Source organism: Caulobacter sp. BE254 (genome assembly GCF_031457295.1).
Classification (GTDB): Bacteria; Pseudomonadota; Alphaproteobacteria; order Caulobacterales; family Caulobacteraceae; genus Caulobacter.
This window is the reverse complement of record NZ_JAVDWJ010000005.1, coordinates 29,699-45,872: the sequence shown is the minus strand read 5'-3', so window position 1 is coordinate 45,872 and position 16,174 is coordinate 29,699. Positions and strand designations below refer to the sequence as shown.

13 protein-coding genes and 1 pseudogene are annotated in these 16,174 nt (G+C 70.2%); 6 read left to right on the top strand and 8 right to left on the bottom strand.

The window, feature by feature from the left end; genetic code table 11:
• The first annotated feature begins 196 nt into the window (after positions 1–196).
• Positions 197–2,383, top strand: coding sequence for a TonB-dependent receptor domain-containing protein (locus J2X41_RS10965; protein ID WP_310081828.1), 2,187 nt, complete (start codon positions 197–199; stop codon positions 2,381–2,383).
• A gap of 334 nt (positions 2,384–2,717) precedes the next feature.
• Here J2X41_RS10965 and xylD read toward each other — a convergent pair whose 3' ends face one another.
• The 4 genes from xylD to J2X41_RS10945 all read right to left on the bottom strand — a co-directional run bounded on the left by xylD (position 2,718) and on the right by J2X41_RS10945 (position 7,463).
• Positions 2,718–4,499 carry a xylonate dehydratase XylD gene (gene xylD / locus J2X41_RS10960; RefSeq protein WP_310081827.1) on the bottom strand — a complete coding sequence of 594 codons (1,782 nt, stop codon included), beginning with the start codon at positions 4,497–4,499 and terminating at the stop codon, positions 2,718–2,720.
• Positions 4,486–5,364 (bottom strand): SMP-30/gluconolactonase/LRE family protein, encoded by an 879-nt coding sequence (locus J2X41_RS10955; protein ID WP_310081825.1) that lies wholly within the window; start codon positions 5,362–5,364, stop codon positions 4,486–4,488. Before J2X41_RS10955 ends, xylD begins: the two co-directional genes overlap by 14 nt.
• Positions 5,365–5,527: 163 nt before the next feature.
• Positions 5,528–6,274 (bottom strand): D-xylose 1-dehydrogenase, encoded by a 747-nt coding sequence (xylB, locus tag J2X41_RS10950; RefSeq protein WP_310081824.1) that lies wholly within the window; start codon positions 6,272–6,274, stop codon positions 5,528–5,530.
• A 37-nt stretch (positions 6,275–6,311) separates the two neighbouring features.
• Positions 6,312–7,463, bottom strand: coding sequence for a fumarylacetoacetate hydrolase family protein (locus J2X41_RS10945; protein WP_310081823.1), 1,152 nt, complete (start codon positions 7,461–7,463; stop codon positions 6,312–6,314).
• 211 nt (positions 7,464–7,674) lie between these two features.
• Between J2X41_RS10945 and J2X41_RS10940 the strand changes: the two genes are divergently transcribed.
• Complete coding sequence (locus tag J2X41_RS10940; protein ID WP_310081822.1) at positions 7,675–8,052, top strand: DUF427 domain-containing protein; 378 nt, start codon at positions 7,675–7,677, stop codon at positions 8,050–8,052.
• Positions 8,053–8,219: 167 nt separating this feature from the next.
• Here J2X41_RS10940 and J2X41_RS10935 read toward each other — a convergent pair whose 3' ends face one another.
• Positions 8,220–9,110 (bottom strand): SDR family oxidoreductase, encoded by an 891-nt coding sequence (locus tag J2X41_RS10935; RefSeq protein ID WP_310081821.1) that lies wholly within the window; start codon positions 9,108–9,110, stop codon positions 8,220–8,222.
• A gap of 78 nt (positions 9,111–9,188) precedes the next feature.
• Between J2X41_RS10935 and J2X41_RS10930 the strand changes: the two genes are divergently transcribed.
• Together J2X41_RS10930 and J2X41_RS10925 are read left to right on the top strand one after the other, a co-directional pair.
• Positions 9,189–10,040 (top strand): helix-turn-helix transcriptional regulator, encoded by an 852-nt coding sequence (locus J2X41_RS10930; protein ID WP_310081820.1) that lies wholly within the window; start codon positions 9,189–9,191, stop codon positions 10,038–10,040.
• A gap of 251 nt (positions 10,041–10,291) precedes the next feature.
• Positions 10,292–11,392: an alpha/beta hydrolase gene (locus J2X41_RS10925; protein ID WP_310081819.1), complete on the top strand. Its 1,101-nt coding sequence runs from the start codon at positions 10,292–10,294 to the stop codon at positions 11,390–11,392.
• 49 nt (positions 11,393–11,441) lie between these two features.
• Here J2X41_RS10925 and J2X41_RS10920 read toward each other — a convergent pair whose 3' ends face one another.
• On the bottom strand, positions 11,442–12,500 hold the full coding sequence (locus J2X41_RS10920) for a LacI family DNA-binding transcriptional regulator (protein ID WP_310081818.1): 1,059 nt from the start codon (positions 12,498–12,500) through the stop codon (positions 11,442–11,444).
• A 200-nt stretch (positions 12,501–12,700) separates the two neighbouring features.
• Between J2X41_RS10920 and J2X41_RS10915 the strand changes: the two genes are divergently transcribed.
• Positions 12,701–13,237 carry an NTP transferase domain-containing protein gene (locus tag J2X41_RS10915; protein ID WP_310081817.1) on the top strand — a complete coding sequence of 179 codons (537 nt, stop codon included), beginning with the start codon at positions 12,701–12,703 and terminating at the stop codon, positions 13,235–13,237.
• A 176-nt stretch (positions 13,238–13,413) separates the two neighbouring features.
• Here the strand turns inward: J2X41_RS10915 and J2X41_RS10910 are convergent, their stop codons facing one another.
• Together J2X41_RS10910 and J2X41_RS10905 are read right to left on the bottom strand one after the other, a co-directional pair.
• Positions 13,414–14,979 carry a sulfite reductase flavoprotein subunit alpha gene (locus tag J2X41_RS10910; RefSeq protein WP_310081816.1) on the bottom strand — a complete coding sequence of 522 codons (1,566 nt, stop codon included), beginning with the start codon at positions 14,977–14,979 and terminating at the stop codon, positions 13,414–13,416.
• Positions 14,976–15,968: an FAD:protein FMN transferase gene (locus J2X41_RS10905; protein WP_310081815.1), complete on the bottom strand. Its 993-nt coding sequence runs from the start codon at positions 15,966–15,968 to the stop codon at positions 14,976–14,978. Before J2X41_RS10905 ends, J2X41_RS10910 begins: the two co-directional genes overlap by 4 nt.
• Here J2X41_RS10905 and J2X41_RS10900 point away from each other — a divergent pair.
• A pseudogene (locus J2X41_RS10900) lies at positions 15,967–16,127 on the top strand (hypothetical protein); the annotation flags it as partial. The gene J2X41_RS10905 and the pseudogene J2X41_RS10900 sit on opposite strands and share 2 nt — an antisense overlap.
• Positions 16,128–16,174 lie beyond the last annotated feature (47 nt).

The window sequence follows — 16,174 nt, the reverse complement described above, 5'->3', positions numbered from 1 at the left end:
TTAGCGGTATCAGGTCGCAAGCGTCCTCAAGCTGTCCAGGCTTAAGGTGCATTGGCAACGTTGTCATCCCCGTCGCCGCGTGTGTGAGCGCGAACATTGCCGAAAAGACATTTGCCCCGGCGGCCGCGATGGCGTCTTAGCCTCGGCGTCGGGCGCAGCGCCCGTCGGGGTTGTCTTCGGGGGAAGTCCGTTGCGTTTGAAAGTTCTTCTGCTCGCCGCCGTCGCGGGCCTGTCGCCCGGCCTGGCTCTGGCCCAGGCCGCCGCGCCTCCCACGCAACCCGCCCCTCGGACGTCTCCCGGCGGCAAGGCCGACGCGCCGACCGCCGTCGAGGGCGTGACGGTGACCAGCGACTCGACCGCCATGCGCACCTCGATCGACCGTCGCAGCTACAGCGTCGCCAACGACCTGACCGCCAAGACCGGCTCGATCGCCGACGCCCTGCGCAACATCCCCTCGGTCGAGGTCGACGTGCAGGGCAATGTCAGCCTGCGCGGCGATCCCAACGTGACGATCATGATCGACGGCAAGCCGTCCAGCATGTTCAACGGCGACGGCAAGGCCGACGCCCTGCAGCAGATGCCGGCCGATCAGATCGACCGGGTCGAGGTGATGACCAACCCCTCGGCCGCCTATCGCCCGGACGGCACGGCCGGGATCATCAACCTGATCACCAAGAAGACCCGCAAGCCCGGCGCGACCGGCTCGTTCAAGCTGAATGTCGGCCCGAACAGCCGCTACAACACTGGCGTCACCGGCAACCTGGTCAAGGGCAAGCTGACCCTGTCGGGCGACGCCGGCTATCGCTACGACCGCCAGAGGTTCTGGTCGACGGACGAGCGCGAGACCACGCCGCCGGCCGGCGCCCCCGTGCACACCCTGCAGGACGGGGCGTTCGTGAACGACGGCAGCGCGGTGAACCTGCGCGGCGGCCTCGACTACAACCTGACGCCGAAGGACCGGCTGAGCGGCGAGGTCCGCTTCCGGCGCATGGACTACGACGCCGACGGCGAGGAAAGCTTCACCGACCTGATCGTGTCGCCCACCGCGCCGGTCTATACTCGCGCGTCGAGCGCCGGCATGAAGCGCGACAACACCGTGGCCAGCGGCGACTGGCGCCATCAGTTCAAAGGCGCCGAGCACGAGCTGGACGCCCACCTGGAATACGAGGTCACCGACTTCCAGCGCGACGGCAAGGCGTTCATCGACAACACCATCGGCGCGGACGTCTACGAGAGGTTCGGCTTCGGCGCCGACCAGGACCGCGCGAACTTCAAGCTCGACTACACCCGCCCGATGCCGGACGAGGCCAAGCTGAAGACCGGGCTGGATTTCGAGGTCGTCGACAACGACTACGACAATCACGGATCGACCGGCCCGACGGCCGCCGACCAGATCGCGGATCCGCGCCGCACCAACCGCTTCCTGTACGACCAGGACGTCTATGCCGGCTATGTCACCTACGAGCGGCCGTTCGGCGACGTCACGGTGCTGGGCGGTCTGCGCGCCGAGCAGGTCGAGATCCGCACCAACCAGCTGACCTCGGTCCAGAAGGACGACAACAGCTATTTCCACGTCTATCCGTCGCTGCACCTGGGCTACACCCTGAGCCAGACCCAGACGCTGACGGCCAACTACAGCAAGCGCGTCCAGCGCCCGCAGGTCCAGGACCTGAACCCCTATCCGGTCTATCAGGACCCCAAGAACTTCTTCGCCGGCAATCCCGACCTGAAGCCGCAGATCACCGACTCCTACGAGCTGGGCTATCAGTACCGGAAGGGCCCGGCGTCGTACCTGGCCACGTTCTACTATCGCGAAAGCCGCGACGGGGTGACCAGCGTGGTGCGCGACCTCGGCGACGGCGTCTTCCTGACCACGCGCGAGAACCTGGCCAAAGGCCGCAACGGCGGGCTGGAGCTGGTGGCCAACGGCAAGCTGACCCCCAAGCTCAGCTACAATGTCAGCGGTAACGCCTTCTGGAACGAGATCCAGTCCACCACCCCCGGCGTGGCGGGCACGCGCGAGGGCACGACCTTGACCGGCCGCGCCAGCCTCAGCTGGCAGGCCACGCCCAAGGACTTCCTGCAGCTGAACGGCTTCACCTCGGGCAAGCGCCTGACGCCCCAGGGCTATCGTGAGCCGCTGTCGATGCTGAACCTGGGCTATCGCCGCAAGGTCAGCGACAAGCTGAACTTCGTGGTCACGGCCAATGACGTGCTGAAGTCGTTCAAGGACGACTCGGTTCTCGACACCCCGGTCCTGCGGCAGCGCGTCGAGCGCCGGGTCGCCGTGCGGGCGGTGTTCTTCGGCTTCACCTACGCCCTGGGCGGCGGCAAGGCCCGGCCCGAGCAGTTCGACTTCGGCGGCGGGGCGGTGGGGGGATAGGGCGCTCCTCCCCCTATGGGGGAGGTGTCGGCGAAGCCGACGGAGGGGGGAGTGATCGGAAGATGACCGCGACGGGCCAAACATCCCGAAAAACTCCCCCCACCGATCGCTTTGCGATCGCCTCCCCCACGGGGGCAGGGCTATCGCATATGGAAGAACGAAGGGTGGACGGCTTGAGCCGTGCATCCAGCCGAAGCCAGAAGGTTGGCTCGCAAGCCCGTTTGGATTCGTTTTGTTCGCCTTTTGGAAGAGCTTGCGTCGATCCAATACGCGCTCTCGATAGGGCAAATCCATATGCAATAGCCCTGCCCACGGGGGGAGGACCTTCTAGTCTCTAGTGATTATGCCGCGGCAGCTTGCTGGCCAAATCCTGGTACTTGACCGCGAACTCCAGCACGCCGCCGGTGTCCAGCTGGCCCGTATGGGCGCGGTAGATCTCTTGCCACGGCGTCATGGTCGCCGGCACGGCCGGAATGCCTTCCTTGCGGCGCTCGGCGATGGTCGCCTCGTCCACCAGGGCGTCGCAGCGGCCGGTGTTCAGGTCGATGCGGATGGTGTCGCCGGTGCGCAGCCACGACAGCCCGCCGCCCACCGCGCTCTCGGGCGAGGCGTTGAGGATCGAGGGGCTGTCGGCGGTGCCCGACTGGCGTCCATCGCCCAGGGTGGGCAGGCTCATGATCCCGCGCTTCAGCAGGGCGTCCGGCGGCTGCATGTTGACCACCTCGGCCGAGCCGGGCCAGCCGATCGGGCCGGCGCCGCGGATCACCAGGATGCAGTGCTCGTCGATCTCCAGCGCCGGGTCGTTGATCCGGGCGTGGTAGTCGCCGGAACCGTCGAACACGATGGCCCGGGCCTCGAAGATGTCCTCCTGGCCGGGCTTGCTGAGGTAGCGGGCCCGGAAGTCGGCGCCGATCACGCTGGACTTCATGATCGCGAAGTCGAACAGGTTGCCCTTCAGCACCAGGAAGCCGGCCTTTTCGGCCAGAGGCTGGGCGTAGGGGAAGATCACCTCGCGGTCCTTGGTCTCGCGGCCTTCCAGGTTCTGCGCCATGGTCTTGCCGGTGACGGTCAGGACGTCGCCGTGCAGGCGGCCCTGCTGCAGCAGCTCCCACAGCACCGCCGGCGCGCCGCCGGCCCGGTGGAAGCGCTCGCCCAGATACTTGCCGGCCGGCTGCATGTTGACGATCAGCGGGATGTCGTAGGCCGCCCGCCAGTCGTCGGCGGTGATCTCCAGGCCCGCATGCCGCGCCATGGCGGCGATGTGCGGCTGGGCGTTGGTCGAGCCGCCGGCCGCCGCGACCAGGGCGATGGCGTTCTCGAACGCCTGCTTGGTCAGGATGTCCTTGGGCTTGATGTCCTCATAGGCCAGGTCGACGATCCGCTGGCCGGTGCGATAGGCCATCTGGCCGCGCTCGCGATAGGGGGCGGGGATCGCCGCGCAGCCGGTCAGCGACAGGCCCAGGGCCTCGGCCACGGCGTTCATGGTCGAGGCCGTGCCCATGGTGTTGCAGTGGCCGGCCGAGGGGGCGCTGTCGGCGGCGCGCTGGATGAACTCGTCCTCGTTGATCTCGCCCGCCGCCAGCTTGCGCCGCGAGCGCCAGATCACCGTGCCCGAGCCGACCAGCTCGCCGTCGTGCCAGCCGTCCAGCATCGGGCCGCCCGACAGCACGATGGCCGGGATGTTGACCGTGGTGGCGGCCATGATGCCGGCCGGAGTGGTCTTGTCGCAGCCGGTGGTCAGGACCACGGCGTCGATCGGATAGCCGTGCAGGGTCTCGACCAGGCCCAGGTACGAGAGGTTGCGGTCCAGGGCCGCGGTCGGGCGACGGCAGTTCTCGAAGATCGGGTGGACCGGGAACTCCATCGGGATGCCGCCGGCGTCGCGGATGCCGTCGCGGATCCGGGTCACCAGGTCCAGGTGGATGCGGTTGCACGGCGAGATGTCGCTGCCGGTCTGGGCGATGCCGATGATCGGCTTGCCGCTGCGCAGCTCCTCCGGCGTGATCCCATAGTTCATGAACCGCTCCAGATAGAGGGCGGTCATGTCGATGTGGTCGGGATTGTCGAACCAGTCGCGCGAGCGGAAGCGGCGGGGCGTTCTGTTAGGGGAGGTCAAGGCGCACCTCGTACTGGGGCTGGCCGGCCACGGCGACGGGCAGGGCGAACAGGCCGCCGCACAGAGGATAGGCGGCCAGCTGCTCGTCGCTCAGGCCCTTGCGGGCGGTGGTGAAATAGATCGTCTTCAGGTCGGGCCCGCCGAAGCAGGGCTTGGTGACGTTGATCGCCGGCAGGGTGACGCGGTCGACGATCTCGCCGGCCGGCGACAGGCGCAGGGCGCCATGGCCGCCCCACAGGGCCGTCCAGACGAAGCCCTCGGCGTCGACCACCGCGCCGTCGGGCCAGGCGTCGTCGATCTCCAGCTTGAAGAACTGGCGCTTGTTCGACAGCTCGCCTTCCGGGCTCAAGTCGTAGGCCCAGATGATCCCGCCCAGGGTGTCGGTGTTGTAGAAGGTCTTGCCGTCGGGCGAGGCGCAGGGGCCGTTGGTGATGCAGACGCCGTCGTCCTGCTTGACCGGCTTGCCGTCGGGGCCGAGGCGGTAGAGGGCGCCGGTCAGGGTGGTCTCGGCGTCGTGCATCGTGCCGAACCACAGGCGGCCCTGGGCGTCGACGGTGGCGTCGTTGGGACGATTGTCCAGCTCGGGCGGCTCGATCTCGCCGTGATGGACGAAGGCGCCGGTCGCGGGGTCGAAGCGGTGCAGGCCGCTCTTCAGCCCGGCGATGAAGCCGCCGCCCGCCAGCGGCGCCAGGAAGGTCACCTGGTCGGGGGCGTCGAAGGTCCGGGTCTCGCCGCTTTCTGGATGGAAGCGGTGGACCTTGTGGCCCTTGATGTCGACGAACCACAGGGCCTGCTCGGCGGCGATCCAGATCGGCCCCTCGCCGAGGGTGGCCTTCAGGTCCCAGACGCAGATGGGTTCGGGCATTAATTCTCTCTCCGTTGTCATCCCGGCCGAAGCGAAGCGTAGGGCCGGGACCCAGGGACTGGGCGAATGCGGTGCGGCCGCCCCTGGGTCCCGGACAGCCTCTACGAGGCTTTCGGGATGACACCGAGGCGGGCGTCGCCCCCGCTATGACAATCTTGTGCGATCAACGCCAGCCGGCGTCGATCCAGTATTCGTGGCCGGTGCATAGCGACGCGTCGTCCGAGGCCAGGAACATCACCAGCGAGGCGATGTGGTCGGGGACCAGGCGGCCCTTCAGGGCCTGGGCCTTGACGATCTCGGCCTCGCCCTCGGGCGTGTACCACTTCTCCTGGCGCTTGGTCTTGACGTTGCCCGGCACCACGCAGGTGACGCGGATGTCGTCGGGGCCCAGTTCGCGGGCCAGGGCCCGGGTCATGCCCTCGATGCCGGCCTTGGCGGTCTCGTAGAGGACCAGGTCCTCCAGCCCCAGGTGCCAGCTGATCGAGCCGAAATTGATCACCGCCCCGCCGCCGCGCGCCTTCATGCCCGGGGCCACGGCCTGGGTGCAGAACAGCATGTGGCGCAGGTTGACGTTCATGCGCTCGTCCCAATAGGCGGGCGTCACCTGGGCCAGCTTGTGGCGGTCGTCGTTGCCGGCGTTGTTGACCAGCACGTCGATGGGACCGATCTCGGCGAAGGTCTTGGCCACCGCGGCCAGGTCGGTCAGGTCGCAGCGGACGAAGACCGGCGCGATCGGCGAGTCCGACAGCTGCTGGGCCAGCGCCTTGGAATCCTCGTCGGCGACGTCGAGGAAGATCACTTCGGAGCCCTGGCGCGCGAAGCCGGCGACAATGCCGGCGCCGATGCCCGAACCGCCGCCGGTGATGACGACGCGTTTGCCCTTGAGGCTGGGATAGATGGCAGAGGACATACGCTTCACGACCAGGAGCAGACGATTTTCAGGGAGATCACAGCAGGCCGCGGCCGGCCAGATTGCGGATCAGGGCGGAGACGCCGAACGTCCACGGGGCGGCGAGATCGCAGGTGGTCACCTCGTTCTCCAGCACGCCCAGCTTGGGGGTGGCCACCCGCACGCGGTCGCCGACCTTGTGGGTGAAGCCCTGGCCCGGCGCGTCGCGGTCCTGGATCGGGGCGAACATCGTGCCCAGGAACAGGACGAAGCCGTCGGGATACTGGTGCTGCTTGCCATAGGCCTGGCCGGCCAGCACGGCTGGGTCGCGGCTGATCAGGCTCATATTGCTGTGGCCGTCGAGCACGAAGTTGTCGCGGCCGGTGATCTTCAGCGTCACTTCCGCCGAGCGCACGTCGTCCAGCGAGAACGCGTCGTCGAACAGCCGGAAGAACGGGCCGATCGCGCACGAGGCGTTGTTGTCCTTGGCCTTGCTGAGCAGCAGGGCCGAGCGGCCTTCGAAGTCGCGCAGGTTGACGTCGTTGCCCAGCGAGGCGCCGCGGATCCGGCCCGAACCGTCGCACAGCAGCACGACCTCCGGCTCGGGGTTGTTCCAGTGGCTGTCGCTGCGCACGCCGACCTGGTCGCCCCAGCCCACCGACGACAGGGTCGGGCCCTTGGTGAAGATCTCGGCGTCGGGGCCGATGGCCACTTCCAGATATTGCGACCACAGGCCGTCGGCGATCAGGGTCTGCTTCAGGCGCTCGGCGCCGTCCGAGCCCGGGTTCACGCTGCGCAGGTCGCCGCCCATGCTGGCCGACAGCTGCTCGCGGATCTTCAGGGCGGCGGCGGCGTCGCCACGCGCCCGCTCCTCGATCACCCGCTCCAGGGTCGAGACCGCGAAGGTCACGCCGGCCGCCTTCAGCACCTGCAGGTCGACGGGGGCCAGCAGCTTGGCGGCCGCGCCTTCCGGGTTCTCCCACACGGCGCGCAGGTCCAGGGCTTCGAGCGGGCCCAGGTCCTCGCCGGGCGGAATCGCCGCGCCGGGCGCGAAGGCGTTCATCAGGTCCGAGGTCGTGGGCGCGATCCGGCTGACGTCCTCGACGCGGCCGTCGCGGATCAGGACCGGGGTCGGGCCCTGGCCGAAATCGATGCGCCCCAGCAGGGTCGCGTCGCGCCAGTCGTCAGGCAGAAAATCACTGAGGGCCACCGGTCGTCTCTCCCTAGCGGGCGCGTTGGGACCGGTCTTGACTCGCCGCCCACGCCCCCCCGTCACTTGTCGATCACGTTGTTAGCGCTAACACTACGCCCAGCGCAAGTCCCGCCGCGACGGGCAAATCGCGCCGCGTCCATCGACACGCCCTGGCGGACCGCCATGGGTAGAACCACGTAAAGGGCTCAAGCTCAAGCAGGACAACGCCATGACCGACCGGCCGATCAGGATCCCGGGCCCCGACCACCCGATCAGCATCACGCGCAATCCGCGGCGCGTGGTCGTCACCCTGGGCGGCAAGGTCGTCGCCGACACCCGCGACGCCCTGACGCTGCGCGAGGCGTCCTATCCGCCGGTGCAGTACATCCCGCGCCAGGACGTCGACATGGCGCTGCTGGCCCGCACCGACCACGCCACCTACTGCCCCTACAAAGGCGAGGCGTCCTACTACAGCCTGCCGTCGGGCGGCGCGCGGTCGGTCAACGCGGTCTGGACCTACGAGTCGGCCCATCCGGCGGTGGCGGCGATCCAGGATCACCTGGCGTTCTATCCCGACCGGGTGGACGGGATCGTCGAGGAGGGGTGAGCTGCGTAGGTCGGCCTTGGGATTCAGGTTCGGTTTCTTTGTTGTCATCCCGGAAAGCGCGCAGCGCTTGTCCGGAACCCAGGTGAACCGCACCGCCTTCGCCCAGTCCTCTGGATCCCGGACAGCCCCTGCGGGGCTTCCGGGATGACAACGAGGTAAGGGCGAACCTAAACCCCGTAGTCCATCGCCTGCAGATCGGCGATCAAGGTCGGGCCGGTGGGAGACCAGCCCAGCGTCTGCCGCGTCCAGGCGCTGGACGCCGGCATGTCCAGGCTCGCGAACATCGCCATCCAGCCGAAATGGGCCGCCGCCTCTTCCGGGGCCAGGGACACGGCCGGGACCTTGAGACCCGCGCCGACGACTTCGGCGATCTGGCGGGCGGTCACGCCTTCCTCGGCCACCGCGTGGTAGCGGGCCCCGGCCTGCGCCCGCTCCAGCGCCAGCCGGTAGAGCCGGGCGACGTCCAGCACGGGCGCGGCGGGCCAGCGGTTGAGGCCGTCGCCCACATAGACCGACAGCCCCTTCTCGCGGGCGATCGCCACCATGTAGGTCACCAGGCCCTGCCGGACCGGGTCATGGACCTGCGGCAGCCGCATGACCGAGACGTTGACGCCGGCCGCCAGGGCCGCGGCGCCGGCGATTTCCGAGGCGCTGCGGGGATTGGGATGGTCCAGGTTGAAGACATCCTCGGTCGCGGGGCGGCCGTCGCCGGGGGCGCCCATGCCGGTGCCGGAGGTGATGACCAGCGGGCGGTCCGAGCCGGCCAGCGCCGAGCCCAACGCTTCGATGGCGCGGCTGTCCTTCTGGCAATTGGCCGCGAAGTTCGAAAAGTCGTGGTCGAAGGCGCAGTGGATCACGCCGTCGGCCTGGGCCGCGCCGGCGCGCAGGCTGTCTGGGTCCTCCAGGCTGCCGCGATGGGCCTGGGCCCCGGCGGCGGCCAGGGCCTGGGCGCCCGCGTCGGACCGCGTCAGCCCCAGCACCTGGTGGCCCGCCTTGAGAAGTTCCGGCACGATGGCCGAGCCGATGAAGCCGGTCGCGCCGGTGAGGAAGACACGCATGGAAGCTCTCCGCTGTTGTTCGGAGACGGATATCGCCCTAGGCTGATCCTGTTAAAGTAGTGACTTTATCCTAGTATAATGACCAACAGGATCGGCATGGCCGTCGAGCGCGACAATCGGCTGGGCGCCTATCTCAAGGACCGCCGCGCCCGCCTGGATCCCGCCGCCCTGGGCTTTCCGGCGGCCCGCCGGCGGACCTCGGGCCTGCGCCGCGAGGAGGTCGCCCAGCGCGCCAACATCAGTCCCACCTGGTACACCTGGCTCGAGCAGGGCCGGGGCGGCGCGCCGTCCGCCGAGGTGCTGAATCGGATCGCCGGCGCCCTGATGCTGACCGACGTCGAGCGCGAGCACGTGTTCCTGCTGGGCCTGGGTCGGCCGCCCGAGGTTCGCTACAAGGCCAGCGAGGGCGTGTCGCCCCGTCTGCAGCGGGTGCTGGACGCGATGGCGTTCAGCCCGGCCATGATCAGGACCGCGACCTGGGACATCGTCGCCTGGAACCGCGCCGCCGCGGCGGTGCTGACCGACTACGGCGCGTTGCCGCCGGACCAGCGCAACGTCCTGCGCCTGATGTTCGGCGACGCCAGGGTCCGGGCGGCCCAGCACGACTGGGAAAGCGTCGCCCGCTTCGTGGTCAGCACCTTCCGGGCCGACGCGGTCCGGGCCGGCGCGGTGTCCGAGGTCAGCCAGCTGGTCGACGAGCTCTGCCTGACCAGCCCCGAGTTCAAGCGCTTCTGGCTGGAGAACGACGTGGTCGCGCACGGCGAGGGCGTCAAGCACCTGCGGCACCCGGTGCTGGGCCCGCTGGCGATGGAATACTCCGCCTTCGCCGTCGACGGCCGGCCGGACCTCAGCATGGTCGTCTACAACCCGGCCACCGACGCGGACGCCGAGCTGGTGCGGTCGTTGATGAAGGGGGCGGCGGGGGCTTGATCGGGCGGGGACGCGCTCTCACGGCAGGGCGTCGCAAGCCCAACTCCCAAGGACAGGGTGAGTGGGTGTCCCCAATTTCGTCCCCCAATTTCGTCCACGGACCTGCAGGCAAATCAGCGGATCCGTTGGGACATGCACTCACGGCAAGCCCTGTACGTACCCGTTCAAGGCCCCGGGGTGAGAGCACGTCCCCGCGCCACGTCCACTGGCGGCGATCAGGCCTGATCGTCAGTGGCCAAGGCACGACCTCGATGCCAAGTTCCCAGCGTGAACGGAGCGCGCAAGCCGTGAAGATCTTCCCTATCGTCCTTGGCCTTGCCGTGATGCTGGGTCCGCTACGCGCTGTCGCGGCGGAGGCCCAGCCGCCGCGGACACCGGCCTCGACGGGCATGGCTCCGGAGCTGCTCCACCCGCACCTCGTGGACATCGGCGATGGCCGCAGGCTGAACCTGCACTGCGTCGGTCATGGCGCGCCGACCGTCCTGTTCGAGCAAGGCGGCGAAGGGCTGATCTTCAACTGGCGAAAGGTGCAGCCCGCGATCACCGCGATCACGCGCACCTGCTTCTATGACCGGGCCGGTTTCGGGTTCAGCGACCCGCCCGCCAAGCCCGTGACGGCGATGAACGTGACGGACGACCTGCATGCGCTCTTGAAGGTCGCGGGGATAAAAGGGCCGATCGTTCTCGTCGGCCATTCCATCGGCGGCTTCTACGCCACGATGTACGCCGACCGGTTTCCAGCCGACGTGGCGGGCATGGTGCTGGTCGAACCGGGCTTTGCGGGCCAGTGGCCGAAGCTTTCGCCGGAGGACGCCAGAACCCGCGAGGAAGAAACCCGGCGCGGCGGCGATCACTTCCTGCAGTGCGGCGCGCTCGCCCGCCAGGGACTGCTTTCAGCGGAAGCGCCCCACGGCTGCTTCAAGATCCCGCCCGACCTGACGCCGGCCGAACGCGACTACTTCCTTCACGTCAACACCCGGCCCTGGTGGTACGAAGCCGAGATCGACCAGTCCAACAACTACTTCCCCTACCATGCCGATGACAGCACCAGCTGGAAGCAGGAGCGGGCCCTGAGCCGGTCGTTCGGAGCCGTGCCGCTGGAAGTGCTGTCGGCTGGCGTCGCCCCGGGAAACGCCTGGGAGTCCGAGGCCGTTCACGAGACGTCGGCGCGGTGGTGGCGCGCCGGGCACCAAGCCCTGGCCCGAAGGTCCACGCGTGGGGTCTGGACGCTCGCGCCGAAGGCCGGCCACTTCATCCAGAAGGACAACCCCGAAGTCGTCATCCAGGCGATCAAGCGTGTCGTCGAGCAGGCGCGGCGACTGGACGCCGCGGAGCCCGTAGACGGCAAGTAGCCCTGGGCGTGCTGAGGTCGCTCGAAACGCGCCGCTATGGACTAGACCCTCACCCCTCCGGGGCCGGCCCCGTCGAATCCCGCACGATCAGGGTGTGCGGGTGCATCAGCTGGCGGGGCTCGCCGGCCTTGCCGCGCTTGCGGCGGATCTCTTCTAGCACCAGGTCGACGGCGGCGCGGGCCATGGCGGCGATGGGCTGGTGGACGGTGGTCAGGGCCGGCCAGATATTGGCGGCGATCGAGGTGTCGTCGAAGCCGACGATCGACACGTCCTCGGGCACGTCCAGGCCCATGCGGTGGGCCACGCCCGCCGTGGCCGCGGCCATGTCGTCGTTGCCGGCGAAGATGGCGGTGGGCCGGTCGTCCTCGCCGAGCAGCCGCTCGGCGGCCTCCAGGCCCGAGCGGTAGGTGAAGTAGCCCTGCTCGATCCGCACGGCCTCGTCGGGCACGCCGGCCGCCTTCAGGGCCGACAGGAAGCCGTCCAGGCGCTGCTGGCTGACCGTCTGGTTGGGGTGGCCCTTGATGATCCCGAAGCGCTTGTGGCCCAGGGTCAGCAGGTGCTGGGCCAGTTCGAAGGCGGCGGCCTCGTTGTCGATGCGGATGGTGGCCATGTCGGCGCTGGGCATGCCCGGGGCGACGGCCACGGCGGCCGCGCCGGCCTTCTTCACCTCGGCCAGGACCTGGGCGCTCTCGCACAGCGGGGCGGGCAGGATCAGGCCGTCGACGCCGGTCTTCAGCAGGCGGGTCAGGGTGGCGCCGGCCAGTTCGGGCTCGGCGCACTTCTCGATCACGACTTGCGCGCCCGTGCGGCTGCTCTCGTCCAGCGCCCCGACCAGGAACTCCGACAGGTAGCCGGTCGAGGGGTTGTCGTAGAGCAGGCCGATGCGGAACGGGGCCGAGCCGGCCAGGCTGCGGGCGGCGGGGTTGGGGGCGTAGTTCAGGTCGCGGATCGCCGCGTCGACCAGGGCCTTGGTCTCCGACTTGACCGTCGTCTCGCGGTTGATCACCCGCGACACCGTCATCGGCGACACCCCGGCCAGGGCGGCCACGTCGCGGATGGTCGCGCTCTGGGTCGTACGGCGGCGCTGACGCTCGTTGCGGTCGTTCATCGATGGTCCGTCCCTTTGTCGCGGCGGACACTAGACCGTTTCGGTCATGTCTTGGAAGACAAGCCGCAAGTCTTTGATCGAACTCAGATCCGGACGGCGCGAACACCGGCCGCCGTTTCCTGTCCTTTCCGGCTTTCGTCCGGGCCGGCCGGGACAAGGCGGGTGCAGACGGCGAACTTTGCCTGGCCTAGATTGGGGCCATGACCTGGCATGCGACTCCCTTCGGAGCGATCATCCTGACCGGCGGCGCCTCGCGCCGGATGGGCGCCGACAAGGCGGCCCTGGATTGGGGCGGCCAGAGGGCCGTCGACCGCGTGGCGGCCCTGGCGACGGCGGCCGGCGCCGCGCGCGTGCTGACGGCCGGGCGCGACCTGGGCCTGGAGCATGTCGACGATCCGGCCCCCGGGGCGGGTCCGGTCGGCGGCGTGCTGGCCGGGGCGCGGGCCCTGGCGGCGCACGGCCTGGCGCGGGCCCTGGTCCTGGCGGTCGACGCCCCGACCGTGACGGTCGAGGATTTGGCCCCGCTGCTGGCGGCGGCCGCGCCGGGGGCGGTCTATGACGGCCTGCCGGTGCCGATGATGCTGACCTTCGCCGCCTTGCCGACCGAAGCCGAGGCCGGCTGGCCGCTGCGGCGGCTGGTCGAGCGGGCGGGGCTGGCGGCGCTGCCGTGCGACGAGGCGGTGCGGTTGCGGCTGCGAGGGGCCAATACGCCGGAGGAGCGGGCGGCATTGCGCTAAAGGGGCGGCCCCGGCTCGGCATTCCCCTCCGTTGTCATCCCGGAAAGCGCGCAGCGCTTGTCCGGGACCCAGGACAGCCGCACCGCATCAGCCCAGTCCCCTGGGTCCCGGACAGCCCCTGCGGGGCTTCGGGGATGACAACGGTTGAGGGCGTCGGGAGACCCTCGGCGCCTTCCTCAGTACACGTCCCGCCGATAGCGCCCCTCGTCGGCCAGGCGCTCCATCGTTTCCGCCCCCAGCACGGCCGTCAGCGTCGCGTGGACCTCGCCGGACATGCCTTCCAGCGAGCCGCAGACATAGATCGCCGCCCCATCGGCGACCCAGGCGCGCAGGGCGTCGGCGGCGTCCATCAGCCGGTGCTGGACATAGACCTTGCGGTCCTGGTCGCGGGAGAAGGCCAGGTCGAGGCGTTGCAGGACGCCGTCGGCGCGCCAGGCCTCGATCTCGTCGCGATGGAAGTAGTCATGGGCCGCCGTGCGCTCGCCGAACACCAGCCAGTTGCGATGACGTCCCGCCGCCGCCCGGGCCTTCAGGTGGGCGCGCAGGCCGGCCAGGCCGGTGCCGTTGCCGATCAGGATCAGCGGCCGGTCGTCCGGGGGGGCATGGAAGGCGCGGTTGGTCCGCACCCGGGCGGCGATCTCGGCCCCCTCGGCGGCGTGGACGGTCAGCCAGCCCGAGCCCAGGCCCGGCTTGCCGTCGGCCCGTCTCATGGCCCGCACTAGCAGCTCGACCCCGCCGTCGGCCGGCAGCGAGGCGATCGAATATTCGCGGTGGGGCAGGGGCGGCAGGGCGTCGACCAGGGCCTGGGGCCTCAAAGTCCGATTGGGGGCGGCCGCGAACTCGTCGTCGTGCGGCAGCCGGCGCCAGGACAGGGCCTCGGCCAGGGTCGGAGCCTCGTCGGCGACGACCTGGGCCGCCGGGTCCAGGCCCAGCCGCGCCAGCAGGGCCGCGACCTCGGCCGGGTCGTTGCGCGGGCCGACCTCCAGAATGTCGCCGGCCTCCCAGGTCGCGGCGTCCAGGGCCTCGAGCCGGATGTGGAAGGCGCCGTCGCCGGGGCCGCCCGGGTTCAGCTGCCGACGCTCGACGAGCCGCCAGCGGCCGTAGCGCGGGCGGGTCCAGTCGGGCGCGTCGGTGACGCCGGCCAGCACGCCGACGTGGCTCTGCCAATGGCGCAGGGCGGCCGGGTCGCCGTCGTCGACCTCGACCCGGTCGAACAGCGGCGCGGCGCCGTGCCGGGCCAGCCAGGCGTCCAGGGTCCGGCCGAAGGCGCAGAACCGGGCGTAGCCGCTGTCGCCCAGGGCCAGCACGCCGTAGTCCAGGCCGTGCAGGGCGGGCTCGGCGCCCATGACGTCGCGCCCCATCACGTCGCGGATGAACCGGCGGGCCGTGTCGGGGGCGTCGCCCTCGCCGGTGGTGCTGACCACGAACAGGGCGCGGGCCGCTCCAGCCAGGTCGGAGGCGGTCAGGTCGGCCAGGCCCTTCAAGGTGACGCGCCCGCCGGCGTCGCCCAGCAGTCGGGCGGTGGCCAGGGCCAGTTCCTCGGCGAAGCCGGTCTGGCTGGCGTGGACCACCAGGATCGGCGCGCCGGTCCCCGCCGACAGGGCGTCGGCCGCGCAGCGGGCGGCGCGCTTGCGCAGGGCCTGGCGCCAGGCGATGGCCAGGCAGAACAGCAGGTAGCCGCACAGCACCAGGCCGGCGGTCGACAGGCGGTCGGACCAAAGGGCGTCCCAGAAGCCGCTCATGCGTCGAGCATCGCCGCCAGGGCCGGCGACAGGCGCTCCTCCAGGCCAGTCGGGCCGTGGGCGAGGATCATCGCGGCCAGGCCGTGCTCCGCCGCGAAGGCCAGGGCCGCGTCGGGCGCCATCACGGTCAGGGCCGTGGCGTAGGCGTCGGCGCGCATGCAGCTTTCGTCCAGCACCGTGACGCTGACCGTGGGGTTGGCCGCCGGCGCGGCGGTGGCGGGGTCCAGGGTATGGGCGTAGCGGCGGCCGCCGTGTTCGAAGAACCGGCGGTAGTCGCCCGAGGTGGCGACCGACAGGCCGTGCAGGGCGACCAGGGTCCGCACGCCGTCATTGGCCGCCGGCGGGCGTTCCAGCTCGACCCACCAGGGCTGGCCGTCGGGCTTGGCCCCGGTCCCGCGCAGCTCGCCTCCGACCTCGACCAGGTAGGAGCGGGCGCCGGCCCGGTCCAGGGCGGCGGCGACCTGGTCGACCGCGAAACCCTTGGCGATGCCGTTGAGGTCCAGGCGCAGGCCGCCCGGCTGGAACAGGCTGTCGCCGTCCAGGACCAGGCGTCGCCAGCCTGCGGTTTCACGAGCCTTGGCGACGTCCTCGACGTCCGGCGGCGCGCCCGAGAACGGGCGAGGGCCGAAGCCCCAGAAGTCGACCAAAGCGCCCAGGGTCGGATCGAAGGCGCCGCCGGCAGCCTCGGCGATCTGCAGGGCGCAGCGCAGCACCTGGACGAAGGCCGGGGGCAGGGGCGTCCAGCTGCCCCCGGCGGCGCGGTTGTAGCGCGACAGGTCCGACAGCGGCTCCCACGGGCTCATCTGCCGCACCACCTCGTCCAGCTCGCGCTGGGCCATGGCGGTCAGGGCCCGGGCGTCGGCGGTCGGCGGGGCCACCAGTCGGACCGACCAGGTCGTGCCCATCGTCGCGCCGGCGAGCGCCAGCACCGCGCCGCCGATCGGGCGGGCGGGCGGTTCGGCGAGCTGGGGGACGAGGACGCGGGTCATGCGCAAATCCTGTCATCCCGGGCGGAGCGAGGCGGCTGGCCGGTCACTGGAACGGCGGTGGGAAGAAATCCTCGTCCTTCGACAAGCTCAGGATGAGGATTTCTACTGAGCGGCCGCAAAATTCGTCCTCATCCTGAGCTTGTCGAAGGACGAGGACGTCCCACGGCGCTAGCCACATCGTCTTGCCACGCGAGATGACAATACCT